Origin of the sequence: Mesorhizobium sp. LNJC394B00 (assembly GCF_000502555.1) — a bacterium.
Lineage (GTDB): Bacteria > Pseudomonadota > Alphaproteobacteria > Rhizobiales > Rhizobiaceae > Mesorhizobium.
Map to the genome: position 1 here is coordinate 1,652,644 of NZ_AYWH01000002.1, position 16,625 is coordinate 1,669,268.

17 protein-coding genes and 1 riboswitch are annotated in these 16,625 nt (G+C 63.6%); of the genes, 9 read left to right on the forward strand and 8 right to left on the reverse strand.

The genetic code is table 11. The features are described 5' to 3' along the window. Positions 1-349 precede the first annotated feature (349 nt). Positions 350-1,282 (forward strand): TauD/TfdA family dioxygenase, encoded by a 933-nt coding sequence (locus tag X751_RS151855; protein ID WP_023685215.1) that lies wholly within the window; start codon positions 350-352, stop codon positions 1,280-1,282. 27 nt (positions 1,283-1,309) lie between these two features. On the opposite strand, the gene sucD is transcribed toward X751_RS151855, so the two are convergent. The 5 genes from sucD to X751_RS151830 all read right to left on the reverse strand — a co-directional run bounded on the left by sucD (position 1,310) and on the right by X751_RS151830 (position 6,483). Beyond that, positions 1,310-2,209, reverse strand: a complete 900-nt coding sequence (gene sucD, locus X751_RS151850) for a succinate--CoA ligase subunit alpha (RefSeq protein ID WP_023670795.1) — start codon at positions 2,207-2,209, stop codon at positions 1,310-1,312. Positions 2,210-2,337: 128 nt separating this feature from the next. Then, entirely contained in the window at positions 2,338-3,522 is a 1,185-nt protein-coding gene (locus X751_RS151845) for a malate--CoA ligase subunit beta (protein WP_023712720.1), read from the reverse strand. Positions 3,523-3,540: 18 nt separating this feature from the next. Continuing rightward, positions 3,541-4,515 (reverse strand): CoA ester lyase, encoded by a 975-nt coding sequence (locus X751_RS151840; protein WP_023670793.1) that lies wholly within the window; start codon positions 4,513-4,515, stop codon positions 3,541-3,543. A gap of 10 nt (positions 4,516-4,525) precedes the next feature. Beyond that, on the reverse strand, positions 4,526-5,716 hold the full coding sequence (locus X751_RS151835) for an aminotransferase class V-fold PLP-dependent enzyme (RefSeq protein ID WP_023731220.1): 1,191 nt from the start codon (positions 5,714-5,716) through the stop codon (positions 4,526-4,528). Positions 5,717-5,862: 146 nt separating this feature from the next. Further along, entirely contained in the window at positions 5,863-6,483 is a 621-nt protein-coding gene (locus tag X751_RS151830; protein WP_032885522.1) for a response regulator transcription factor, read from the reverse strand. A 313-nt stretch (positions 6,484-6,796) separates the two neighbouring features. On the opposite strand from X751_RS151830, the gene mgtE reads away from it, so the two are divergent. Then, positions 6,797-8,215 carry a magnesium transporter gene (gene mgtE, locus X751_RS151825; protein WP_023741622.1) on the forward strand — a complete coding sequence of 473 codons (1,419 nt, stop codon included), beginning with the start codon at positions 6,797-6,799 and terminating at the stop codon, positions 8,213-8,215. 158 nt (positions 8,216-8,373) lie between these two features. Continuing rightward, positions 8,374-8,760, forward strand: coding sequence for a MerR family DNA-binding transcriptional regulator (locus X751_RS151820; protein WP_023685221.1), 387 nt, complete (start codon positions 8,374-8,376; stop codon positions 8,758-8,760). A gap of 308 nt (positions 8,761-9,068) precedes the next feature. On the opposite strand, the gene X751_RS151815 is transcribed toward X751_RS151820, so the two are convergent. Together X751_RS151815 and X751_RS151810 are read right to left on the reverse strand one after the other, a co-directional pair. After that, positions 9,069-9,527, reverse strand: a complete 459-nt coding sequence (locus X751_RS151815; protein ID WP_050591274.1) for an isoprenylcysteine carboxylmethyltransferase family protein — start codon at positions 9,525-9,527, stop codon at positions 9,069-9,071. A 120-nt stretch (positions 9,528-9,647) separates the two neighbouring features. Beyond that, positions 9,648-10,658 (reverse strand): DUF1624 domain-containing protein, encoded by a 1,011-nt coding sequence (locus X751_RS151810; RefSeq protein ID WP_023744678.1) that lies wholly within the window; start codon positions 10,656-10,658, stop codon positions 9,648-9,650. A 233-nt stretch (positions 10,659-10,891) separates the two neighbouring features. On the opposite strand from X751_RS151810, the gene X751_RS151805 reads away from it, so the two are divergent. Next, entirely contained in the window at positions 10,892-12,091 is a 1,200-nt protein-coding gene (locus tag X751_RS151805; protein ID WP_023744679.1) for an MFS transporter, read from the forward strand. A 7-nt stretch (positions 12,092-12,098) separates the two neighbouring features. On the opposite strand, the gene X751_RS151800 is transcribed toward X751_RS151805, so the two are convergent. Continuing rightward, positions 12,099-13,274, reverse strand: a complete 1,176-nt coding sequence (locus X751_RS151800) for an aromatic ring-hydroxylating dioxygenase subunit alpha (protein WP_023744680.1) — start codon at positions 13,272-13,274, stop codon at positions 12,099-12,101. A 135-nt stretch (positions 13,275-13,409) separates the two neighbouring features. On the opposite strand from X751_RS151800, the gene X751_RS151795 reads away from it, so the two are divergent. From X751_RS151795 to cobO, 5 genes are all read left to right on the forward strand, one after another. After that, entirely contained in the window at positions 13,410-14,102 is a 693-nt protein-coding gene (locus X751_RS151795) for a gamma-glutamylcyclotransferase (protein WP_031196360.1), read from the forward strand. Positions 14,103-14,169: 67 nt separating this feature from the next. Next, positions 14,170-14,366, forward strand: a riboswitch (cobalamin riboswitch). A gap of 35 nt (positions 14,367-14,401) precedes the next feature. After that, entirely contained in the window at positions 14,402-14,581 is a 180-nt protein-coding gene (locus X751_RS151790; RefSeq protein WP_023670784.1) for a CbtB domain-containing protein, read from the forward strand. A 15-nt stretch (positions 14,582-14,596) separates the two neighbouring features. Further along, complete coding sequence (locus X751_RS151785; RefSeq protein ID WP_023744681.1) at positions 14,597-15,400, forward strand: CbtA family protein; 804 nt, start codon at positions 14,597-14,599, stop codon at positions 15,398-15,400. Beyond that, positions 15,393-15,905 (forward strand): bifunctional adenosylcobinamide kinase/adenosylcobinamide-phosphate guanylyltransferase, encoded by a 513-nt coding sequence (cobU, locus tag X751_RS151780; protein ID WP_023731213.1) that lies wholly within the window; start codon positions 15,393-15,395, stop codon positions 15,903-15,905. The genes X751_RS151785 and cobU overlap by 8 nt, the downstream gene beginning before the upstream one ends. A gap of 1 nt (position 15,906) precedes the next feature. Then, entirely contained in the window at positions 15,907-16,521 is a 615-nt protein-coding gene (cobO, locus tag X751_RS151775; RefSeq protein ID WP_023744682.1) for a cob(I)yrinic acid a,c-diamide adenosyltransferase, read from the forward strand. Positions 16,522-16,625: the final 104 nt, after the last annotated feature.

Genomic DNA, 16,625 nt, shown 5'->3' on the forward strand with positions numbered 1-16,625 from the left:
ACCCGCCATCTCCAATATCGAAGGGGATACGACAGCGTCACTACTGGTGCGGGCCGCGTCGCGCAGCGCTCCACCGCCTGCCGCTCACGAACGAATTGGACAGAAGGCATTTTTCTCAGGGCCGCCGAACTTTGAAAAGAAATGTCTATGGAATTTGTAGAATTACGCTTTGAATGGGATCTCGGTACTGCTCGCAAGCCTTGGCGGCCTTCGCCTCCTGAGTTGAGATCAGTGCTCTCGTTGCCAAGCAAGTCGGCTCCCGATGAGGGAGTTGCTCCGCCGATCGCTATGCGGCCGGCAGACGGCGGAGCATTGCCACCAGCCCGCGGCTTTAGAGGAAGAGGTTCCCATGACCAGACTTACCCCCGTAGAGCAGATCATCCCGGATGCCGATATTGTCCCGCTTACCGGACGCGTCGGCGCAGAGATCAGGAACATTCGGCTCTCCGGCGACCTGCCGCAGCAGACGGTCGCGGCGATCAACCAGATCCTGTTGCGGCACAAGGTGGTGTTCTTCCGCGACCAGGCGCATCTCGACGATGCCGAGCAGGAGCGCTTTGCCCAGCGTCTCGGCGACCTCGTCCCGCATCCGACCCAAGGTCCCGTCAAGGGAACGGCGTCCATTCTCGAACTCGATTCCAGCCGTGGCGGCGGTCGCGCCGACCAATGGCATACCGATGTCACCTTCGTCGACGCCTATCCGAAATTCTCCGTTCTTCGCGGCGTCGTCATACCGCCGGCCGGCGGCGACACCATCTGGTCGAACACCGCGGCCGCCTATCAGGACCTGCCCGAGCCGTTGAAGCTGCTGGCCGACAATCTCTGGGCGGTGCACAGCAACGCCTACGATTACGCCGCGGTGCGGCCGCGTGCGAGCGCCGCGGAAAAGAAGCACTTCGAGGAAATCTTCACCTCGACGATCTACGAGACCGAGCATCCCGTTGTCCGCGTCCATCCCGAAACAGGCGAGCGCTCGCTGCTGCTCGGCAATTTCGTGCAACGGCTGATCGGTCTTTCCAAAAGCGATTCGGCGAAGCTCTACGAGGTGTTCCAGTCCTATGTCACGGCGCCGGAGAACACCGTGCGCTGGCGCTGGAAGGCCGGCGATGTGGCGATCTGGGATAACCGCGCGACGCAGCACTACGCCGTCAACGATTACGGCGACCAGCACCGGGTGGTCCGTCGCGCCACGGTCGACGGCGACATTCCGGTCAGCGTCGACGGCCGCCGCAGCGCCACCCGCACCAAGGTCGCGAAGCCGGCAGCCGACAAGGCGGCATGAGGCGCGGTCGAACGCGAAGGCCGCTGTTCAGGCGGCCTTCTTCATACGTGACAGCGTATCGGCGACCACCTCACCAAACGAGGACGGCGTCGGCACGATGATCACACCGGCCTCCTTCAGGATTTCGACCTTTTCCTGCGCCGACTCGCCGAAGGCCGAGATGATGGCGCCGGCGTGGCCCATGCGGCGGCCTTTGGGGGCGGAGAGGCCGGCGATGTAGGCGATCAGGGGCTTGCGCATATTATCGCGCGCCCAGATCGCGGCTTCGGCTTCCTGCGGTCCGCCGATCTCGCCGATCATCACCACCGCGTCGGTGTCGTCATCCTGTTCGAACAGTTTCAGCATGTCCTTGAAGGACGAGCCGTTGATCGGGTCGCCGCCAATGCCGACGCTGGTCGAGACGCCGATGCCGAGCGACTTCATCTGCGACGCCGCCTCGTAGCCCAGGGTTCCCGAGCGGCCGACAATGCCGACGCGGCCAGGCAGATAGATGCTGCCGGGCATGATGCCCATCAGCGCCTGTCCGGGCGTGATGACGCCGGCGCAGTTCGGCCCGATCAGCCGCATGCGGTCCTCGTAGCGGTAGCGCAGCATGTAGCGCTTGACCTGCATCATGTCCTGCGACGGGATGCCGTCGGTGATGCAGACGCAGAGTTTTATGCCGGCGTCGGCCGCTTCCATGATCGAATCGGCGGCAAAAGGCGGCGGCACGAAGACGATGCTGGCCTCCGCGCGGGTCTCGCGCACCGCGCCCTTGACCGTGTTGAAGACGGGCAGGCCAAGATGCTTCTGGCCGCCTTTGCCGGGCGTAACGCCGCCGACCAGCTTGGTGCCGTAGCGCTTCATGTCCTCGGCATGGAAGCTGCCGATCTTGCCGGTGAACCCCTGGACGATGACGCGGGTGCTGCGGTTGAGCAGGATTGCCATTTTCTCGACCTCCCTAGAGCATGATGCCGAAAAGTGTGAAGCGGTTTTCGGACGACATCATGCTCCATCTGTTTGATTTTAGAGACGGATTCAGATTTCAGGTCGATTCGACCTGAAATCATCCGGCTCTAGGCTGCTTTTTTCTTGGTGGCCGCGCGCCAGGCAGCGACGGCTTTTTCGGCGGCTTCGGCCAGCGTGTCGGCAACGATTACCGCCTCGCCGGAATCGGCCAGGATGCGGCGGCCTTCCTCGGCCTTGGTGCCGGAGAGACGGACCACCAGCGGCACGTTGACGCCGACCTCGCGTATCGCCTTGATGATGCCTTCGGCGACCCAGTCGCAGCGGTTGATGCCGGCGAAGATGTTGACCAGGATGGTCTCGACATTCTTGTCGCCGAGCACGGCGCGGAAGGATTTCGCCACCCGCTCCGGCGAGGCGCCGCCACCGATGTCGAGGAAGTTGGCCGGTTCGCCGCCGGCGATCTTGATCATGTCCATGGTCGCCATGGCGAGCCCTGCGCCATTGATGATGCAGCCGATGTTGCCGTCGAGGCCGACATAGGAGAGGCCACGGTCGCTGGCAAAAGTTTCGCGCGGATCTTCCTGGCTTTTGTCGCGCAGCTCGGAGATTTCCGGCCGGCGGAACAACGCGTTCTCGTCGAACGACATTTTGGCGTCGAGCGCGATCAGATTGCCGTCGCGGGTCACCACCAGCGGATTGATCTCCAGCATCGAGGCGTCGTAGTCGCGGAACACCTGATAGCAGGCGAAGATGGTTTCGGTCGCCTTGCCGATCAGATTGTGGTCGAGGCCGAGCCCGAAGGCGATCTCGCGCGCCTGGAAACGCTGCATGCCGACGCCGGGATCGACCGATGTGCGCAGGATGGAGTTCGGTGCCTTCTCGACGATGTCCTCGATCTCCATGCCGCCGGCAGCGGACGCCACGATCATGACGCGCTCTTCCTTGCGGTCGAGCACGAAGCCGACATAGAGCTCCTGCGCGATATCGACGGCTTCCTCGAGATACAGGCGCGAAATCAGCTTGCCGCGCGGGTCGGTCTGCTGTGTCACCAGCTTGCGGCCGAGCATGCCCTCGGCCGCGCTGGAAATCTCCTCGTCATTGGCGCACAGTTTGATGCCGCCGGCCTTGCCGCGGGCGCCGGAATGCACCTGCGCCTTCAGCACCCATTTGGCGCCGCCGATCTCGCGGGCCCTGTAGGTCGCCTGCTCGGGGCTGTAGGCCAGCCCGCCGCGCGGCACATGCACGCCGTGGCGTGCCAGCAGTTCCTTGGCCTGATATTCGTGGATGTCCATTTTGTCCTCCCTGAACAGTCAATGCGTGGCGACGCGCGGCTCGCTAGAGAATTGGCTGGCCCGTTCGATTGCCTCGTTGACCACCAGAACATTGCGCGCCATGCGTTCCGACGCTGCGTCGATCATCTTGCCGTCGAGTGCGGCCGCTCCCTTGCCCTGCGCCTCCGCCTCCTTCAGCACTTCGAGGATGCGCCGGGCGCGGGTGACCTCTTTTTCCGGTGGAGAGAAGACGTCGTTGGCAAGCGCGATCTGCGAGGGGTGGATCGCCCACTTGCCTTCGATGCCCAGCGCCGCCGCGCGCCTGGCGCCAGCGATGTAGCCCTCCGGATCGGAGAAGTCGCCGAACGGCCCGTCAATGGCGCGCAAGCCATAGGCGCGGCAGGCGACGGTCATGCGCGACAGAGCGAAATGCCACTGATCGCCGGGATAGTCGGGGTTGAGGCCGCCAATGTTGACCGTGCGCGCCTTGCAGCTTGCCGCATAGTCGGCGACGCCGAAATGCATGGCTTCCAGCCGGCCGGGTGTCGCGGCAATCGCCTCGACATTGGCCATGCCGAGCGCGGTCTCGATCAGCGCTTCGAGGCCGACGCGGGTCCTGAAACCCTTTGCCATCTCGATCTGGTTGACCATGGCCTCGACCATGTAGAGGTCGGCCGGCACGCCGACCTTCGGCACCAAAATGGTGTCCAGCCGGTCACCGGCCTGCTCCATGACGTCAACCACGTCGCGGTACATGTAGTGCGTGTCGAGGCCGTTGATGCGCACCGAGACGGTCTTGCCCTTGGCGCGCCAGTCGATGTCGTTGAGCGCCTGGATGATGTTCTTGCGGGCGCGTTCCTTGTCGGGCGGGGCGACCGCATCCTCGATGTCGAGGAAGATGAAGTCGGCGGCGCTGTTGGCCGCCTTGTCGATCATTTCCGGGCTGGAGCCTGGAACCGCCAGCTCGCTGCGCTGCAGCCGTAATTTCTTGAGGTGGTTGATGGTGTGGCTCATTGTCGGCTCCTCAGGCGGCTTCGGCGACCGGCACGGCGGCCGAGGCGCGGAAGTGCTGGATGGCGGCGCCGACGCCGGAGCCGGGCGCCAGCCGTACGCCGCAGTCGAGCAGCGCCATTTCGGCGGCCGAGAGCGAGGCCAGCACCATCACCTCGTTCAGCCAGCCGAGATGGCCGATGCGGAAGACCTTGCCGATCACCTTGTTGAGGCCGCCGCCGAGCGCGGTCTGGTATTTCTGGTAGGCGCGCTTGACCACATCGCCGCTGTCGACGCCGTCCGGCACCAGGATGGCGCTGACGGTGTCGGAGTGCCATTTAGGCGTCTTGGCGCAGAGCTTCAGGCCCCAGGCGTCGACCGCCTTGCGCACGCCTTCGGCGAGGCGATGGTGACGGGCGAAGATGTTTTCCAGCCCTTCCTCGGCGATCAGGTCGAGCGAGGCGCGCAGGCCGCGCAGCAGCTGAGTAGCCGGCGTATAAGGGAAATAGCCGGCGTCGTTGGCGCGGATCATATCTTCGAAGGAGAAGAAACAGCGGCGGTGGGTGGCGCTCCGCGAGGCCACCAGCGCCTTCTTGCTGACGGAGAGGAAACCGAGGCCGGCGGGCAGCATGAAACCCTTCTGCGAGCCGCTGACCGCGCAATCGACGCCCCATTCCTCCTGGCGAAAGTCGATCGAGCCGATCGACGAGACGCCGTCGACGAAGAGCAAAGCAGGGTGGTTGGCGTCATCGAGCGCGGCGCGGCAGCCGGCGACGTCGCTGGTCACGCCGGTCGCGGTCTCGTTTTGGGTGCAGAAGACTGCCTTGATGCGGTGCGCCTTGTCGGCCCTGAGCCGCTCGGCATAGAGCTCGAGCGGCACGCCGGTTCCCCATTCGCAGTCGATGACATCGACCTCGAAGCCGAGCCGTTCGGCCATGTCGACCCACAGATGCGAGAACTGGCCGAAGCGCGACATCAGCACGCGGTCACCGGGGCTGAGCACATTGGTCATCGCCGCTTCCCAGGCGCCGGTGCCGGAGGAGGGATAGATGAAGACGCGGCCGGTCTCGTTCTTGAACACCGTCTTGATGTCTTCGAACAGCGGTAGCGTGAGATCGGGGAAGGATGCTGCACGCATGTCCTCCATCGGCAGGTTCATCGCCTGGCGGACCTGTTCGGGAATGTTGGTCGGTCCGGGAATGAAAAGATGGGTGAAACCGGCCATGTCGCGAACTCCTCCTGATCCAGCAAAGCGGTGATGGGGAGTTTCGTTTCGACGGCTAATGGCAACAACACCTCAAGAGGTAACATCTTGCCGCGCGCGGGTGGGGGTTGCCTACCCGGGTGACCTACCCGCGGCTCATCGCTTTCCTACCCGAACGGCTGCTTCTGGGTACGCCGCTCGCGCGCATAGAGCGCGACGGCCATCGCCCGGTTGCGGACGTCGAGCTTGTCGTAGAGATTCTTGAGGTGATACTTCACCGTGTTCTCGGAAATCCCCGTACGCGTCGCGATCTGCAAATTGGTCCAGCCGTCGGACAGCACGGCCAGCAGTTCGCGCTCGCGCACGGTGAGCAGCGACAAGGGCGTGTCGTTGACCTTATTGATGTCGATGTAGGGGATGCAGATGCGTCCATGCGCGACGGCCAGGATGGTCTCGAAGATGATCGCTGGATCGTCGAACTGGAAGCAGTAGCCCTGGGCGCCGAGGCGCACGCACTGCTTCAGGATGCCGATGTCGTGGTCGTTGGAAAACACCGCGATGCGCACGCCGAGCTTGCGGCTGTGAACCTCGGCCAGCACATCGGCGCCGTCCATGTCGGCAAGCTTCCACCCGATGATTGCGACGTCGAATTCGCCTTCCGCTGCCAACTCAAGAAAATGCCTGCCGCTTTGCACGCAGGCCAGGAGCTCGAAGCGCCCGTCGCAGTCCAGCATGTCGCGCAGCGCCGATATCACGAGCGGATTGCGTTCGGCCACGACCACGCGCACGCGCCGTTCCTCGATTGCTTTCTGCGTCTGCGACCTGATCTTCAAGGGCTTCCGGCTGTTCTGGTTCCTGGCCTGGGCGGGTCCGGCAGATGGCAGGACCTGCATCATGACAATTCTGCCCCAACCGTGCTCGGGTGCTCTTTCCCCAGCGACATGTGCTGTCGCGCCGCCTGAATCCTGGGCGGCGTCATATCCTGATGAAATCGCTCCCGGCCCATATGCAGGGCGGGGCGCATTTCGTTTGATATTCCCGTGCGTTGCGCGCTAGACCTGACAGGCACCTTTTCCGAAATTCCCATGGCGGGAGCCGCTGGTGGAACGCCAGGACGACCAGACGACCGGCGCCAAAGCCGCTGACGACGCCCACGCCGACATCTATGGCGAGGACGGCGCCGTCCTGTCATCATTCCTGGCCCAGATCGGGGCGGCGATCGCCGATCGCGATACGCTGACGCTGAAGCGCGAAGTCGACGACCTGCACCAGTCGGAACTTGGCGATCTGCTCGAGGCCCTGCACCCCGAACAGCGTCGCGCCCTAGTCGAACTGCTCGGCGCCGACTTCGACTTCTCGTCGCTGACCGAGGTCGACGAGGCGATCCGCCGCGATATCGTCGACAATATGCCCAATGAGCAAATTGCCCAGGGCATGCAGGACCTCGATTCCGACGACGCGGTCTACATTCTCGAAGACCTTGAAAAGGAAGACCAGGACGAGATCCTGTCGCAGCTGCCGTTCACCGAGCGGATCAGGCTGCGCCGCTCGCTCGACTACCCGGAAGAGACCGCCGGTCGCCGCATGCAGACCGAGTTTGTCGCCGTGCCGCCGTTCTGGACCATAGGACAGACCATCGACTACATGCGCGAAGACAAGAACCTGCCCGAGCGCTTCAGCCAGATCTTCGTCATCGATCCAAGCTTCAAGTTGCTCGGCGCCATCGACCTCGACCAGATCCTGCGCACCAAGCGCACGACCAAGGTCGGAGACGTGATGCACGAGACGAGGCACGCCATTCCGGCCACCATGGACCAGGAAGAGGCGGCGCGGGACTTCGAGCAATACGATCTTCTGTCCGCCGCCGTCGTCGACGAGAACGAGCGGCTGGTCGGCGTGCTGACCATCGACGACGTCGTCGACGTCATCCAGCAGGAGGCCGAGGAAGATCTGCTGCGCATGGGCGGCGTCGGCGACGAAGAGTTGTCCGACAGCATTCTTTCGACCTCGCGCTCGCGCGTGCCCTGGCTGCTGGTCAACCTGTTGACGGCGTTCCTGGCGGCATCGGTGATCGGCCTGTTCGACCGCACCATCGAGCACATTGTGGCACTGGCCGTGCTGATGCCGATCGTGGCCGGCATGGGCGGCAATGCGGGTTCGCAGACCATGACCGTCACGGTACGCGCGCTGGCGACCAGGGATCTCGACATCTACAATGCCGGCCGCATCATCCGCCGCGAAATGGGCGTGGGTTCCATCAACGGCATCATCTTCGCCGTGCTGATCGGCATCGTCGCGGCCGTCTGGTTCCGCGATCCCAATCTGGGCGGCATCATAGCGGCGGCGATGATCATCAATATGTTCGTGGCAGCCCTTGCCGGTATCCTGATCCCGCTATTGCTCGACCGGTTCAAGATCGACCCGGCGGTGGCGTCGGCGGTTTTCGTCACTACGGTCACCGACGTCGTTGGCTTCTTTGCCTTCCTCGGGCTGGCCACCTGGTGGTTCGCTATCCCTTGAGAAAGAGGCGTTGCGGGTTCAATTGACTTTTACGTAAATGTGGTGCGAGGCTTGCGCGGGGTTTCATGCCGAGTCCGGCTTGGAACGGGGTTGATCGGAATGCGTTGGAAATCCCGGGCGACCGGGCGTTTTCCGATGTTCCGACATTTGGAGCAAAGATGCGGGAATATTATTCGATCACCGAACTGACCCGCGAATTCGACGTGTCGACGCGGACGCTGCGCTTCTATGAGGACGAGGGGCTGGTGCAACCGGTCCGGCGGGGCCGCACAAGGCTGTTTCGCCCATCTGACCGGCATCTGATCCGTCAGATCATGCGCGGAAAACGGCTCGGCTTCTCGATCAACGAGATCCGCGAAATCATCCAGATGTACAAGGAACCGCCCGGCGAGGTCGGTCAACTCAACCTGATGATCAAGCGCATCGAGGAAAAGCGCGAGGATTTGCGCCAGAAGCGCCGCGATCTCGAGGAGACGCTGGCGGAGCTCGACCAGGCGGAGGAGTCTTGCGTCGAGCGGCTGGTGGAGTTGGGGGTAAATACCTGAGCGGATCGTCGAGCGTTTGCGCGCCCGTCGCAAACGTTCGCGATTAGCGGAGCCCTTCCACACTTCGTCATTCTAGGGCGAAGCAGGAGCGAGGCTCCGTCGCGGAGACCCTAGAATCCATTCCGTGACATTGGCCGTGGAGTGCAGCGGTGCAGAATTCTGGACGTGGCAACGCCTGTACTTCGCGGCATGGATCCTCGGGTCTGCGCTGCGCCGCTACGCTCCTTGCTTCGCCCGTGGATGACGAAGAGATGGGCGTTTCGGCTAGTCGCCAAGGCATGCGAACCCTGCCAGCGATCACACCCGCCTCAGATCCAGCGCCTGACCCGCTTCGCATAGTCGCGGTACTTCTTGCCGAATTTGGCGAACAGCACCTTCTCCTCGCTCTCGATGGCGACCTTCTGCGTTGCAAAAGCCGCGATCAGGGCCAGCGGCAGGAACCATACGATCCCCGAGACGAAGGCGACGCCGATCAAAAGCAGCGTGTTGGCCAGATACATCGGGTTGCGCGTGATGCCGAACGGGCCAGACGTCACCAGATGCTCCGGCACGCCATTGGGGTTCATCGTCGTTTTGGCCCGGATCATGGTGCGGATAGCGGTGAACCAGAGGGCTGCGACGGCAAACAGCACCACAAAGCCGGCGGCAAACAAAAGGTCGCCCAAGAGGTCGCCGATCCAGGGCAGGGGATAGAACAGGCCGAGCACGATGCTGATGGCGATGGCGNAAAAGGTCGCCCAAGAGGTCGCCGATCCAGGGCAGGGGATAGAACAGGCCGAGCACGATGCTGATGGCGATGGCGGCGATGTAGATCAGCGGCGGCCACGGGATCAGCCGTGGTCTCGGTAGATCGGGTTTTGCCAGCCCGGGTTTTGCTAGCTTGTCGGTCATTGTTGCCCTCCCTGCGTCATCGGACTCTCCTCCGTCCTTGCGGTGCAGATGCCGGCGAGTTCACCGAGATGCGCTTTGAACTCCGGGGTCTGGTCACCATTGTAGAGCCGGTCGAATGCCGCTTCGCTTTGCAGCGTGTCCAGCATGCACACACAATAGCTGGTGCAGAACTCCGTGTCGCGCTGCTGTTCGCAGGATACCTGGCATTCCTTGAGGAAGACCACTTCCCGTGTCTCGACCGGCGCCGGCGCGATCTGCGAGAACAGCCAGACGCAGCCGAACAGCAGCGGCTGGTGAATCAGGTAGAAAGCCAGGCTGTGGCGGCCGATGAAGGTGAGCGGCCTGGTCCAGCTTCCCGATCCCAGCGTGGCCAGCCGCGCCAGCAGGCCGGTGGTGGACGCAAACTTTGCCGCGGCGATGCCGAGAAGCACGGCGCCGAACCAGGGAAACAGCGGCACGTAATCGTTGGAGCGCGGGTTGATCGCCGACAGGCCGACCCACCACAGCGCCGGATGATCGAAGGCTTCGGATCGGAAATAGATCGGCCCGGCGATCACCACCGCCGCCACGACAAGCGTCAGCAAGGACGGCAGCCGCAAGAACAAAAGGCCGAGCAGGCTGGCCAGCGCGATCTGATGCAGGATGCCGAAGAAGATGAAGCTGTCCGGCGTGATGAAGTACGTGACCGCCGATATAGCGGCGGCCGCGACGGCGACCATGGCAAAACGTTTCCAGAAGCCGGTCCAGCGGATCTGCCTGCCATGAGCGAGAAACAGGCTGACGCCGACCAGGAACAGGAAGGTCGAGGCGATGCAGCGCGCATAGATCTTCCACCAGCCGACGGCGGTGAGGCCGGGGTCGGTGTAATGGAAATTTTCGAGATCCCAGGTGAAGTGGTAGCTCGCCATGGCGATCAGCGCGATGCCGCGTACGAGATCGATGGCGACGATGCGCTTCGGTTGATCTCGCTTCAGTTGATCTCCAGGGGGTGCGGTATGGATGCTCATGGTCTCGCGATCTGATTCAGCCCCAAAGACGACTATCACGGTTGCACCGGACAAAAGAAGGCCGCCCTCTACGGTCCGGGTCGCGCCGTGCGGCTGCATCGGGCGGCGCTTTAGGCCAGAGCCGGAAAGCCTTTGGCCGAATTCGCTTTTTGCCGGGAAGGGGTCGGTTTCCTGTTACCGGCGGAGGAAGCGCCAGCGCAGATTTGACGCCGCGAGTCTGATTTGGGGATCAAATGTCCACCCATGTGCGCCATCCGATCTGGCTTCCGGCCCTGCGTCCGGCGGATGCGCGCACCTTTGCCTCGCTCTATGCGGTCGAATCCTTCGCCCGTGCCACGGTGTCGAGCGTCATCCCGATCCAGGCCTATGAGATTCTGCACAACGAGCAGATCGTCTCGATCCTCTACACCATCGTGGCGCTGCTCGGCCTGTCGGTGACCTTGTTCATGCCGATCTTGATCCGCAGGTTTGCCCGGCGCTGGGTCTATACCGCCGGCGCCTGCCTGCTGGCGATAGGCTCGCTGTTCTTCGTCACCCACACGCTTGCCGGGCAACTGGCAGGCATGCTGTGCCGCGTCATGGGGGCGAGCGCCCTGTCGATCACGCTCAACCTCTACATCATGGACCACATCCGCAAGACCGATTTCATGCAGGCCGAATCGCTGCGCATGGCGTGGTCGATGCTGGCCTGGACCGGCGGGCCGACACTCGGCATCTTCCTCTACACACGCTACGGCATCTATGCCGCGCATGGCGCGGTCGCGGTGTTTGCGTTGGCCTTGCTGGCGCTGTTCTGGACCTACAGGCTGGGCGACAACCGGTCGATCCGGCCGGGCAACACACGGCCGGCCAATCCGCTGGCCAATATCGGCCGCTTCGTAGCACAACCCAGGCTCAGGCTGGCCTGGCTGATCGCCTTCGGCCGCTCCTGCTTCTGGACGACGTTCTTCGTCTACGGGCCGCTGTTCATGGTGATTACCGGCGAGGGCAAGCTTGCCGGCGGCCTGCTGGTTTCGGCCGGCAATGCGCTGTTGTTCATGGCGATCTTCTGGGGCAAAGCGGGAAAACGCTTCGGCGGCCGGCGCACCATGACCTTCGCCTATTTCGCGATGTCGGCGACGCTGCTTGCGGCGGGCGCGGTCGGCACTACCGCGCCGCTGCTTACGGGCTTTTTCCTGCTCTGCGGCGCCTTCTTCACCATCGCGCTCGAGGCACTGGGCTCGACCGCCTTCATGCGCTCGGTGCGGTCCTATGAGCGGGCGCAGATGGCCGCGGTCTACCGCACCTATCTCGACTTTTCCGAGCTGACGCCGCCGCTGGTCTATTCGGTGGTGCTGGCGTTTTTCGGCCTCGGCTCGGTGTTCGTGACGCTGGGCATTCTGGCCGCGGTTTGCGGCTTTATCTCCTGGCGCTATCTGCCGAAGTCGCTTTAGTCGCCGATCAGGCGGTTGCCTCAAGCGCTGCATGCCGCTCGCGCACCCAGTTGTGGAAGCGGTGCAGATCGTACTCCTCCGGCATTAGCACGCCGGCCTGGTGGCGCATCGAGCGCAGGCCTTTCTGATTGATCTCGCAGATCGCGGCATCCTCCTCCAGCACCTGGGTGCCGAAGGCGACGACATTGTCGATGTCCGTCTCAGCCAGCGCCTCGGGCGCGAACAGCCACTCGGCGGTGAGTTCGGTCTGTTCGGGACCGAGCGGCATCAGTCGCACCGTCCTGACATAATCGACATGGCCGACGATGAACATCGAGGGCAGGCTGGTGGCATAGGTCTGTCCGGCCGCACGCTCGGCCGGCGTCAGGCCCGGGAAGACCGGGCCATGGGCATGTCCGTCGCGCGACCAGGTCTCGGCGCCGGCGCGCAGGCCACCCGAAAACTCCGGTGCGTCATTGTCGGCATGGCGGACCCAGTCGGGGTCGTCGTGCCGGCTCATCAGGCCGCGGCCGTATATCGGCACCAGCCGAGACAGGTCCTTGTGGACGCCTGGGCAATGCAGGCACTCGTTGAAGTTCTCCCAGAAGATCTTCCAGTTGCAGTTCATCACCTTGCGCAGGACATGGCCTGATACCAGAGTTTCCAGCGGCCAGTTGGCGAGGTCGCCGGATGCGGGATCGAAGGAGGTCCCGGCGGAGCCGGCCGCAGCCTGCTGAAGGTTCACAAAGACAAAGCCGCGCCATACCGACAGCGCCACCCGGTAGAGCGGATGATCTGCCTTGTCGAAACCATCTGGCAGCGATTTCGAGGGAACGCGCACGAGATCGCCGCGCAGCGAGTAGGACCAGGCGTGGTAGGGGCACGTGATGAGCCGCGCTTTCAGCCGGCCCTCGCTTTCCTGGCAAAGCTGCGAGCCGCGATGCCGGCAAGTGTTGTGGAAGGCGCGCAGTTCGCCGGTCTCGTCCCGCAGAATGACGATTTCCTGCGTGCCGACGCGGAATGTCCTGAACGCCAGCGGCTGGGCGAGGTCGGCCTCGCGGCAGACGAGCAGCCAGCTTTTGTGCCAGATGGCGTCGAGATCGCGCTGGTAAGCCTCGCTATCCCAATAGGCCGACGACGGTAGCGTCGGTTCGGCCCGGCTCAGGCCGTTATAGGGGTCGCGCTCGCTCGGGCTGGGATGCATGGCTGGCTTCCTATGAAGCGTCAGCCGACACCCCGGCAAATCGTTTGTCAATCAGAGTGCCGCATTGCCGGTTGCAGGCGCGGCGCATAATCATGTCCTGGACACGGGACATTCGGAAATTGGGGGGATTCGGAAGTGGCCGCACGACAGATGTCGCTTACGCCGGAGCTGGTCGCGCGCTGCTGGCGCGAGATCAGGGACCCCGGGCCGGATCCGGACGCGATGCATCTCGATGAAGCCGACTATGACGCGCTGCTGGATGAATTGCAGGTCGAACTCCCGGACAGCGAACCGCTATGGCTGTTCGGCTATGGATCGCTGATCTGGAAACCGGAAATAGATTATGTCGAGGACCGCGTTGCGCTGGCGCGCGGCTGGCATCGGTCCTTTTGCATGAACATGACGCGCTGGCGCGGCACCAAGGACAGCCCCGGCCTGATGATGGCGCTGGACCGTGGCGGACAATGCAAGGGCGTCGCCTTTCGGCTGACCGACAATAACCGGCGCGAGCAGTTGGGCCGGCTTTTCCGGCGCGAAGTCACGCTGAAGCCGACAAGCTACCGGCCGCGCATGCTCAAGCTTGCAAGCGAGGCCGGACCGCTCAGGGCATTGGCCTTCGTCATCAACCGCAACGGCCTGACCTATTCAGGACCGCTCGACGAGGGCAAGGTCGTCGAAAGGCTGGCAACGTCCTGCGGGCACTGGGGGTCGGGCGCCGACTATCTCTACAACACGGTGAAAAACCTTGAAGAGCGCGGCATTCACGATCGCCATCTGTGGCGGCTGCAGCGGCTGGTTGCCGAGCGGATCACCGCGTTGAACCCGTAACGCCGCATGGCGCATTCGCGCTGTTGGCCGGCGGAATTTGGTTTGCCGGATGCGACCGTTTCAGCCTATAGTCATGCATGTCGTCGGTTCCGTTAGGGACCAAGAGGGAATGCGGTGAGGGCTGACTTGTTGCCCAATGCCGTGGCTGCCCCCGCAACTGTGTGCGGTAGTCCTCTCCAAGCCACTGGGGATTTTTTCTTCGGGAAGGTGGGGAAGGGCGCTGATCCGCGAGCCAGGAGACCTGCCGGCGACAGGGAACTGACTTCGATGCCCTCGGGTGGAGGGCGAAAGGACAAGATATGAATACCGCTTCCGTCTCCCTCGGCGCTTCCGTCTCCTCGCAGTCGCGCTTCATGCAGCTCGTGCTTAGCGCGTTTCTGGGCATTTTCGTCGTCGGCGTTGTCGGTTTCTCGCACATCGATGCGGTCCACAATGCGGCGCACGACTATCGCCATTCGATGGCGTTTCCCTGCCACTGACGAGGATCTGACATCATGAACCTGTTTCGCAACGTCGTGTTCATCGCGGCGATCGCAGGGCTCGTGGCCGGTGTCGCTCTCGCCTGCATGCAGGCCTATGCCACCGTGCCGCTGATCCTCAAGGCGGAGGTCTACGAAAAGGCTGGTGGCGGCCATGAGCATCAGCATGCCGCGGCGCCCGCCGCCAACGCTGCGGACACCGATGCCATGAGCACCGCCGCGCCGGCGGAAAATGCGGTGAGCAGCGCAGCACCGGCTGAAGCAGCCGCGCCGGCGGAGGACGAAGGCTGGGCGCCGGCCGACGGCTTCGAGCGTTTCGCCTTCAGTGTCGTCGCCAATATCGTCACCGGCATCGGCTTCGCGCTGGTCCTGGTGGCGGTTTCCGAGTTCGCCGGCGGCATCGGCAGCTGGCGCCAGGGCGTGTTCTGGGGTCTGGCGGGCTTTGCCGTGTTCACGCTGGCGCCGGGACTCGGCCTGCCGCCGGAACTGCCGGCAATGCCGGCGGCCGATCTCATACAGCGCCAGATCTGGTGGTGGGCAACGGTGATGGCAACCGCGATCGGCCTTGCCCTTATTACCTTCCGCACGTCGGCGCCCCTGACCGTGCTCGCCGTCGTCCTGATCGTCGCCCCGCATATTGTCGGCGCGCCGCAGCCTGACAGTTTCGTAACGCCGATCCCGGAGAGCCTGCATCATCAGTTCGTGGTGGCGGTGACGGTGACCAATCTGGTGTTCTGGCTGGTGCTCGGCGCAGTTGTCGGCATAGTGCACTCGCGCTTCACCGGCACCGCGACCAGCCTGCGCGACAGCTTTGCCTGATCGCAGTTTGACCTTCATCATCGGCGGTGCGCGCTCCGGCAAGAGCGCGCATGCCGAAACTTTGGCGACGGCGTTGCCGCCGCCATGGGCCTATATCGCCACCGCGCAAGCCTATGACGGCGAAATGCGCGAGCGCATCGCGCAACACCGCTCGCGCCGCGGCGAGGGATGGGCGACCATCGATGCCCCGCTTGATCTTGCAGGTGCGCTCGAGGCATTGCCGGACAACCAGCCGGTGCTTGTCGACTGCCTGACGCTTTGGCTGACCAATCATATGCTGGCCGATCATGATCTAGAGGGGGAGTGCCGGCGGCTGGCCGATGTGCTTTCGCGGCCGCGCGGGCCGTGGTTCGTGGTCTCCAACGAAGTCGGACAAGGCATTGTGCCCGACAATGCGCTGGCACGCCGGTTCCGCGATGCCGCCGGCAGGCTCAACCAGCAGATCGCGGTGGTAGCTGATATGGTGCTTCTGATGGTGGCGGGGCTGCCGCTCAAGGTGAAATGAGATGACCGATATCGACGCAAAAGATGAAGAGCGCCATCGCGCCAAGATGGCCAAGCGCAAGGCGGTGCAGGACGCCGAGGTCGCGGAAAAGACGGTCGAGAAGGGGCTGCTGATCGTCAACACCGGACCCGGCAAGGGCAAGACCACGGCTGCCTTCGGGCTGGCGCTACGCATGCTCGGCTATGGCAAGCGCGTCGGAATCGTCCAGTTCATCAAGGGCAAATGGCACACCGGCGAGAAGGATGCCTTCGCGGCGTTTGGCGACCGCGTCGTCTGGCACACGATGGGCGAGGGTTTCACCTGGGAGACGCAGGATCTGAAGCGCGACATTAAGGCGGCCGAAGCCGCCTGGGCCAAGGCGCTGGAGCTGATCGCCGATCCCTCGATCAGCCTCGTCGTGCTGGACGAACTGAACATCGCGCTGCGTTACGACTATCTCGATCTCTACAGAGTGGTGGCGGCGCTGAAAGCGCGGCGCGAAGGTCTGCATGTCGTCGTCACCGGCCGCAACGCCAAGCCGGCGCTGGTCGAGGCGGCGGATCTGGTGACGGAGATGGGCGTGACGAAGCATCATTTTTCGGCCGGCGTGAAGGCGCAGCAGGGGATCGAGTTTTGAGGGGTTTCGTACCCTCCCCCTTGCGGGGAGGGTCGATCCGCGAAGCGGATCGGGGTGGGGTTCTCGTAGGGTCGCAGTCCCCCACCCCGGCGCTTCGCGCCGAC

Bases quoted from the DNA above. Each gene is read 5' to 3' on its own strand.
- X751_RS151855 (WP_023685215.1), top strand. From the start codon at position 350: ATGACCAGACTTACCCCCGTAGAGCAGATCATCCCGGATGCCGATATT.
- sucD (WP_023670795.1), bottom strand. From the start codon at position 2,209: ATGGCAATCCTGCTCAACCGCAGCACCCGCGTCATCGTCCAGGGGTTC.
- X751_RS151845 (WP_023712720.1), bottom strand. From the start codon at position 3,522: ATGGACATCCACGAATATCAGGCCAAGGAACTGCTGGCACGCCACGGC.
- X751_RS151840 (WP_023670793.1), bottom strand. From the start codon at position 4,515: ATGAGCCACACCATCAACCACCTCAAGAAATTACGGCTGCAGCGCAGC.
- X751_RS151835 (WP_023731220.1), bottom strand. From the start codon at position 5,716: ATGGCCGGTTTCACCCATCTTTTCATTCCCGGACCGACCAACATTCCC.
- X751_RS151820 (WP_023685221.1), top strand. From the start codon at position 8,374: ATGCGGGAATATTATTCGATCACCGAACTGACCCGCGAATTCGACGTG.
- X751_RS151810 (WP_023744678.1), bottom strand. From the start codon at position 10,658: ATGAGCATCCATACCGCACCCCCTGGAGATCAACTGAAGCGAGATCAA.
- X751_RS151805 (WP_023744679.1), top strand. From the start codon at position 10,892: ATGTCCACCCATGTGCGCCATCCGATCTGGCTTCCGGCCCTGCGTCCG.
- X751_RS151800 (WP_023744680.1), bottom strand. From the start codon at position 13,274: ATGCATCCCAGCCCGAGCGAGCGCGACCCCTATAACGGCCTGAGCCGG.
- X751_RS151790 (WP_023670784.1), top strand. From the start codon at position 14,402: ATGAATACCGCTTCCGTCTCCCTCGGCGCTTCCGTCTCCTCGCAGTCG.
- X751_RS151785 (WP_023744681.1), top strand. From the start codon at position 14,597: ATGAACCTGTTTCGCAACGTCGTGTTCATCGCGGCGATCGCAGGGCTC.
- cobO (WP_023744682.1), top strand. From the start codon at position 15,907: ATGACCGATATCGACGCAAAAGATGAAGAGCGCCATCGCGCCAAGATG.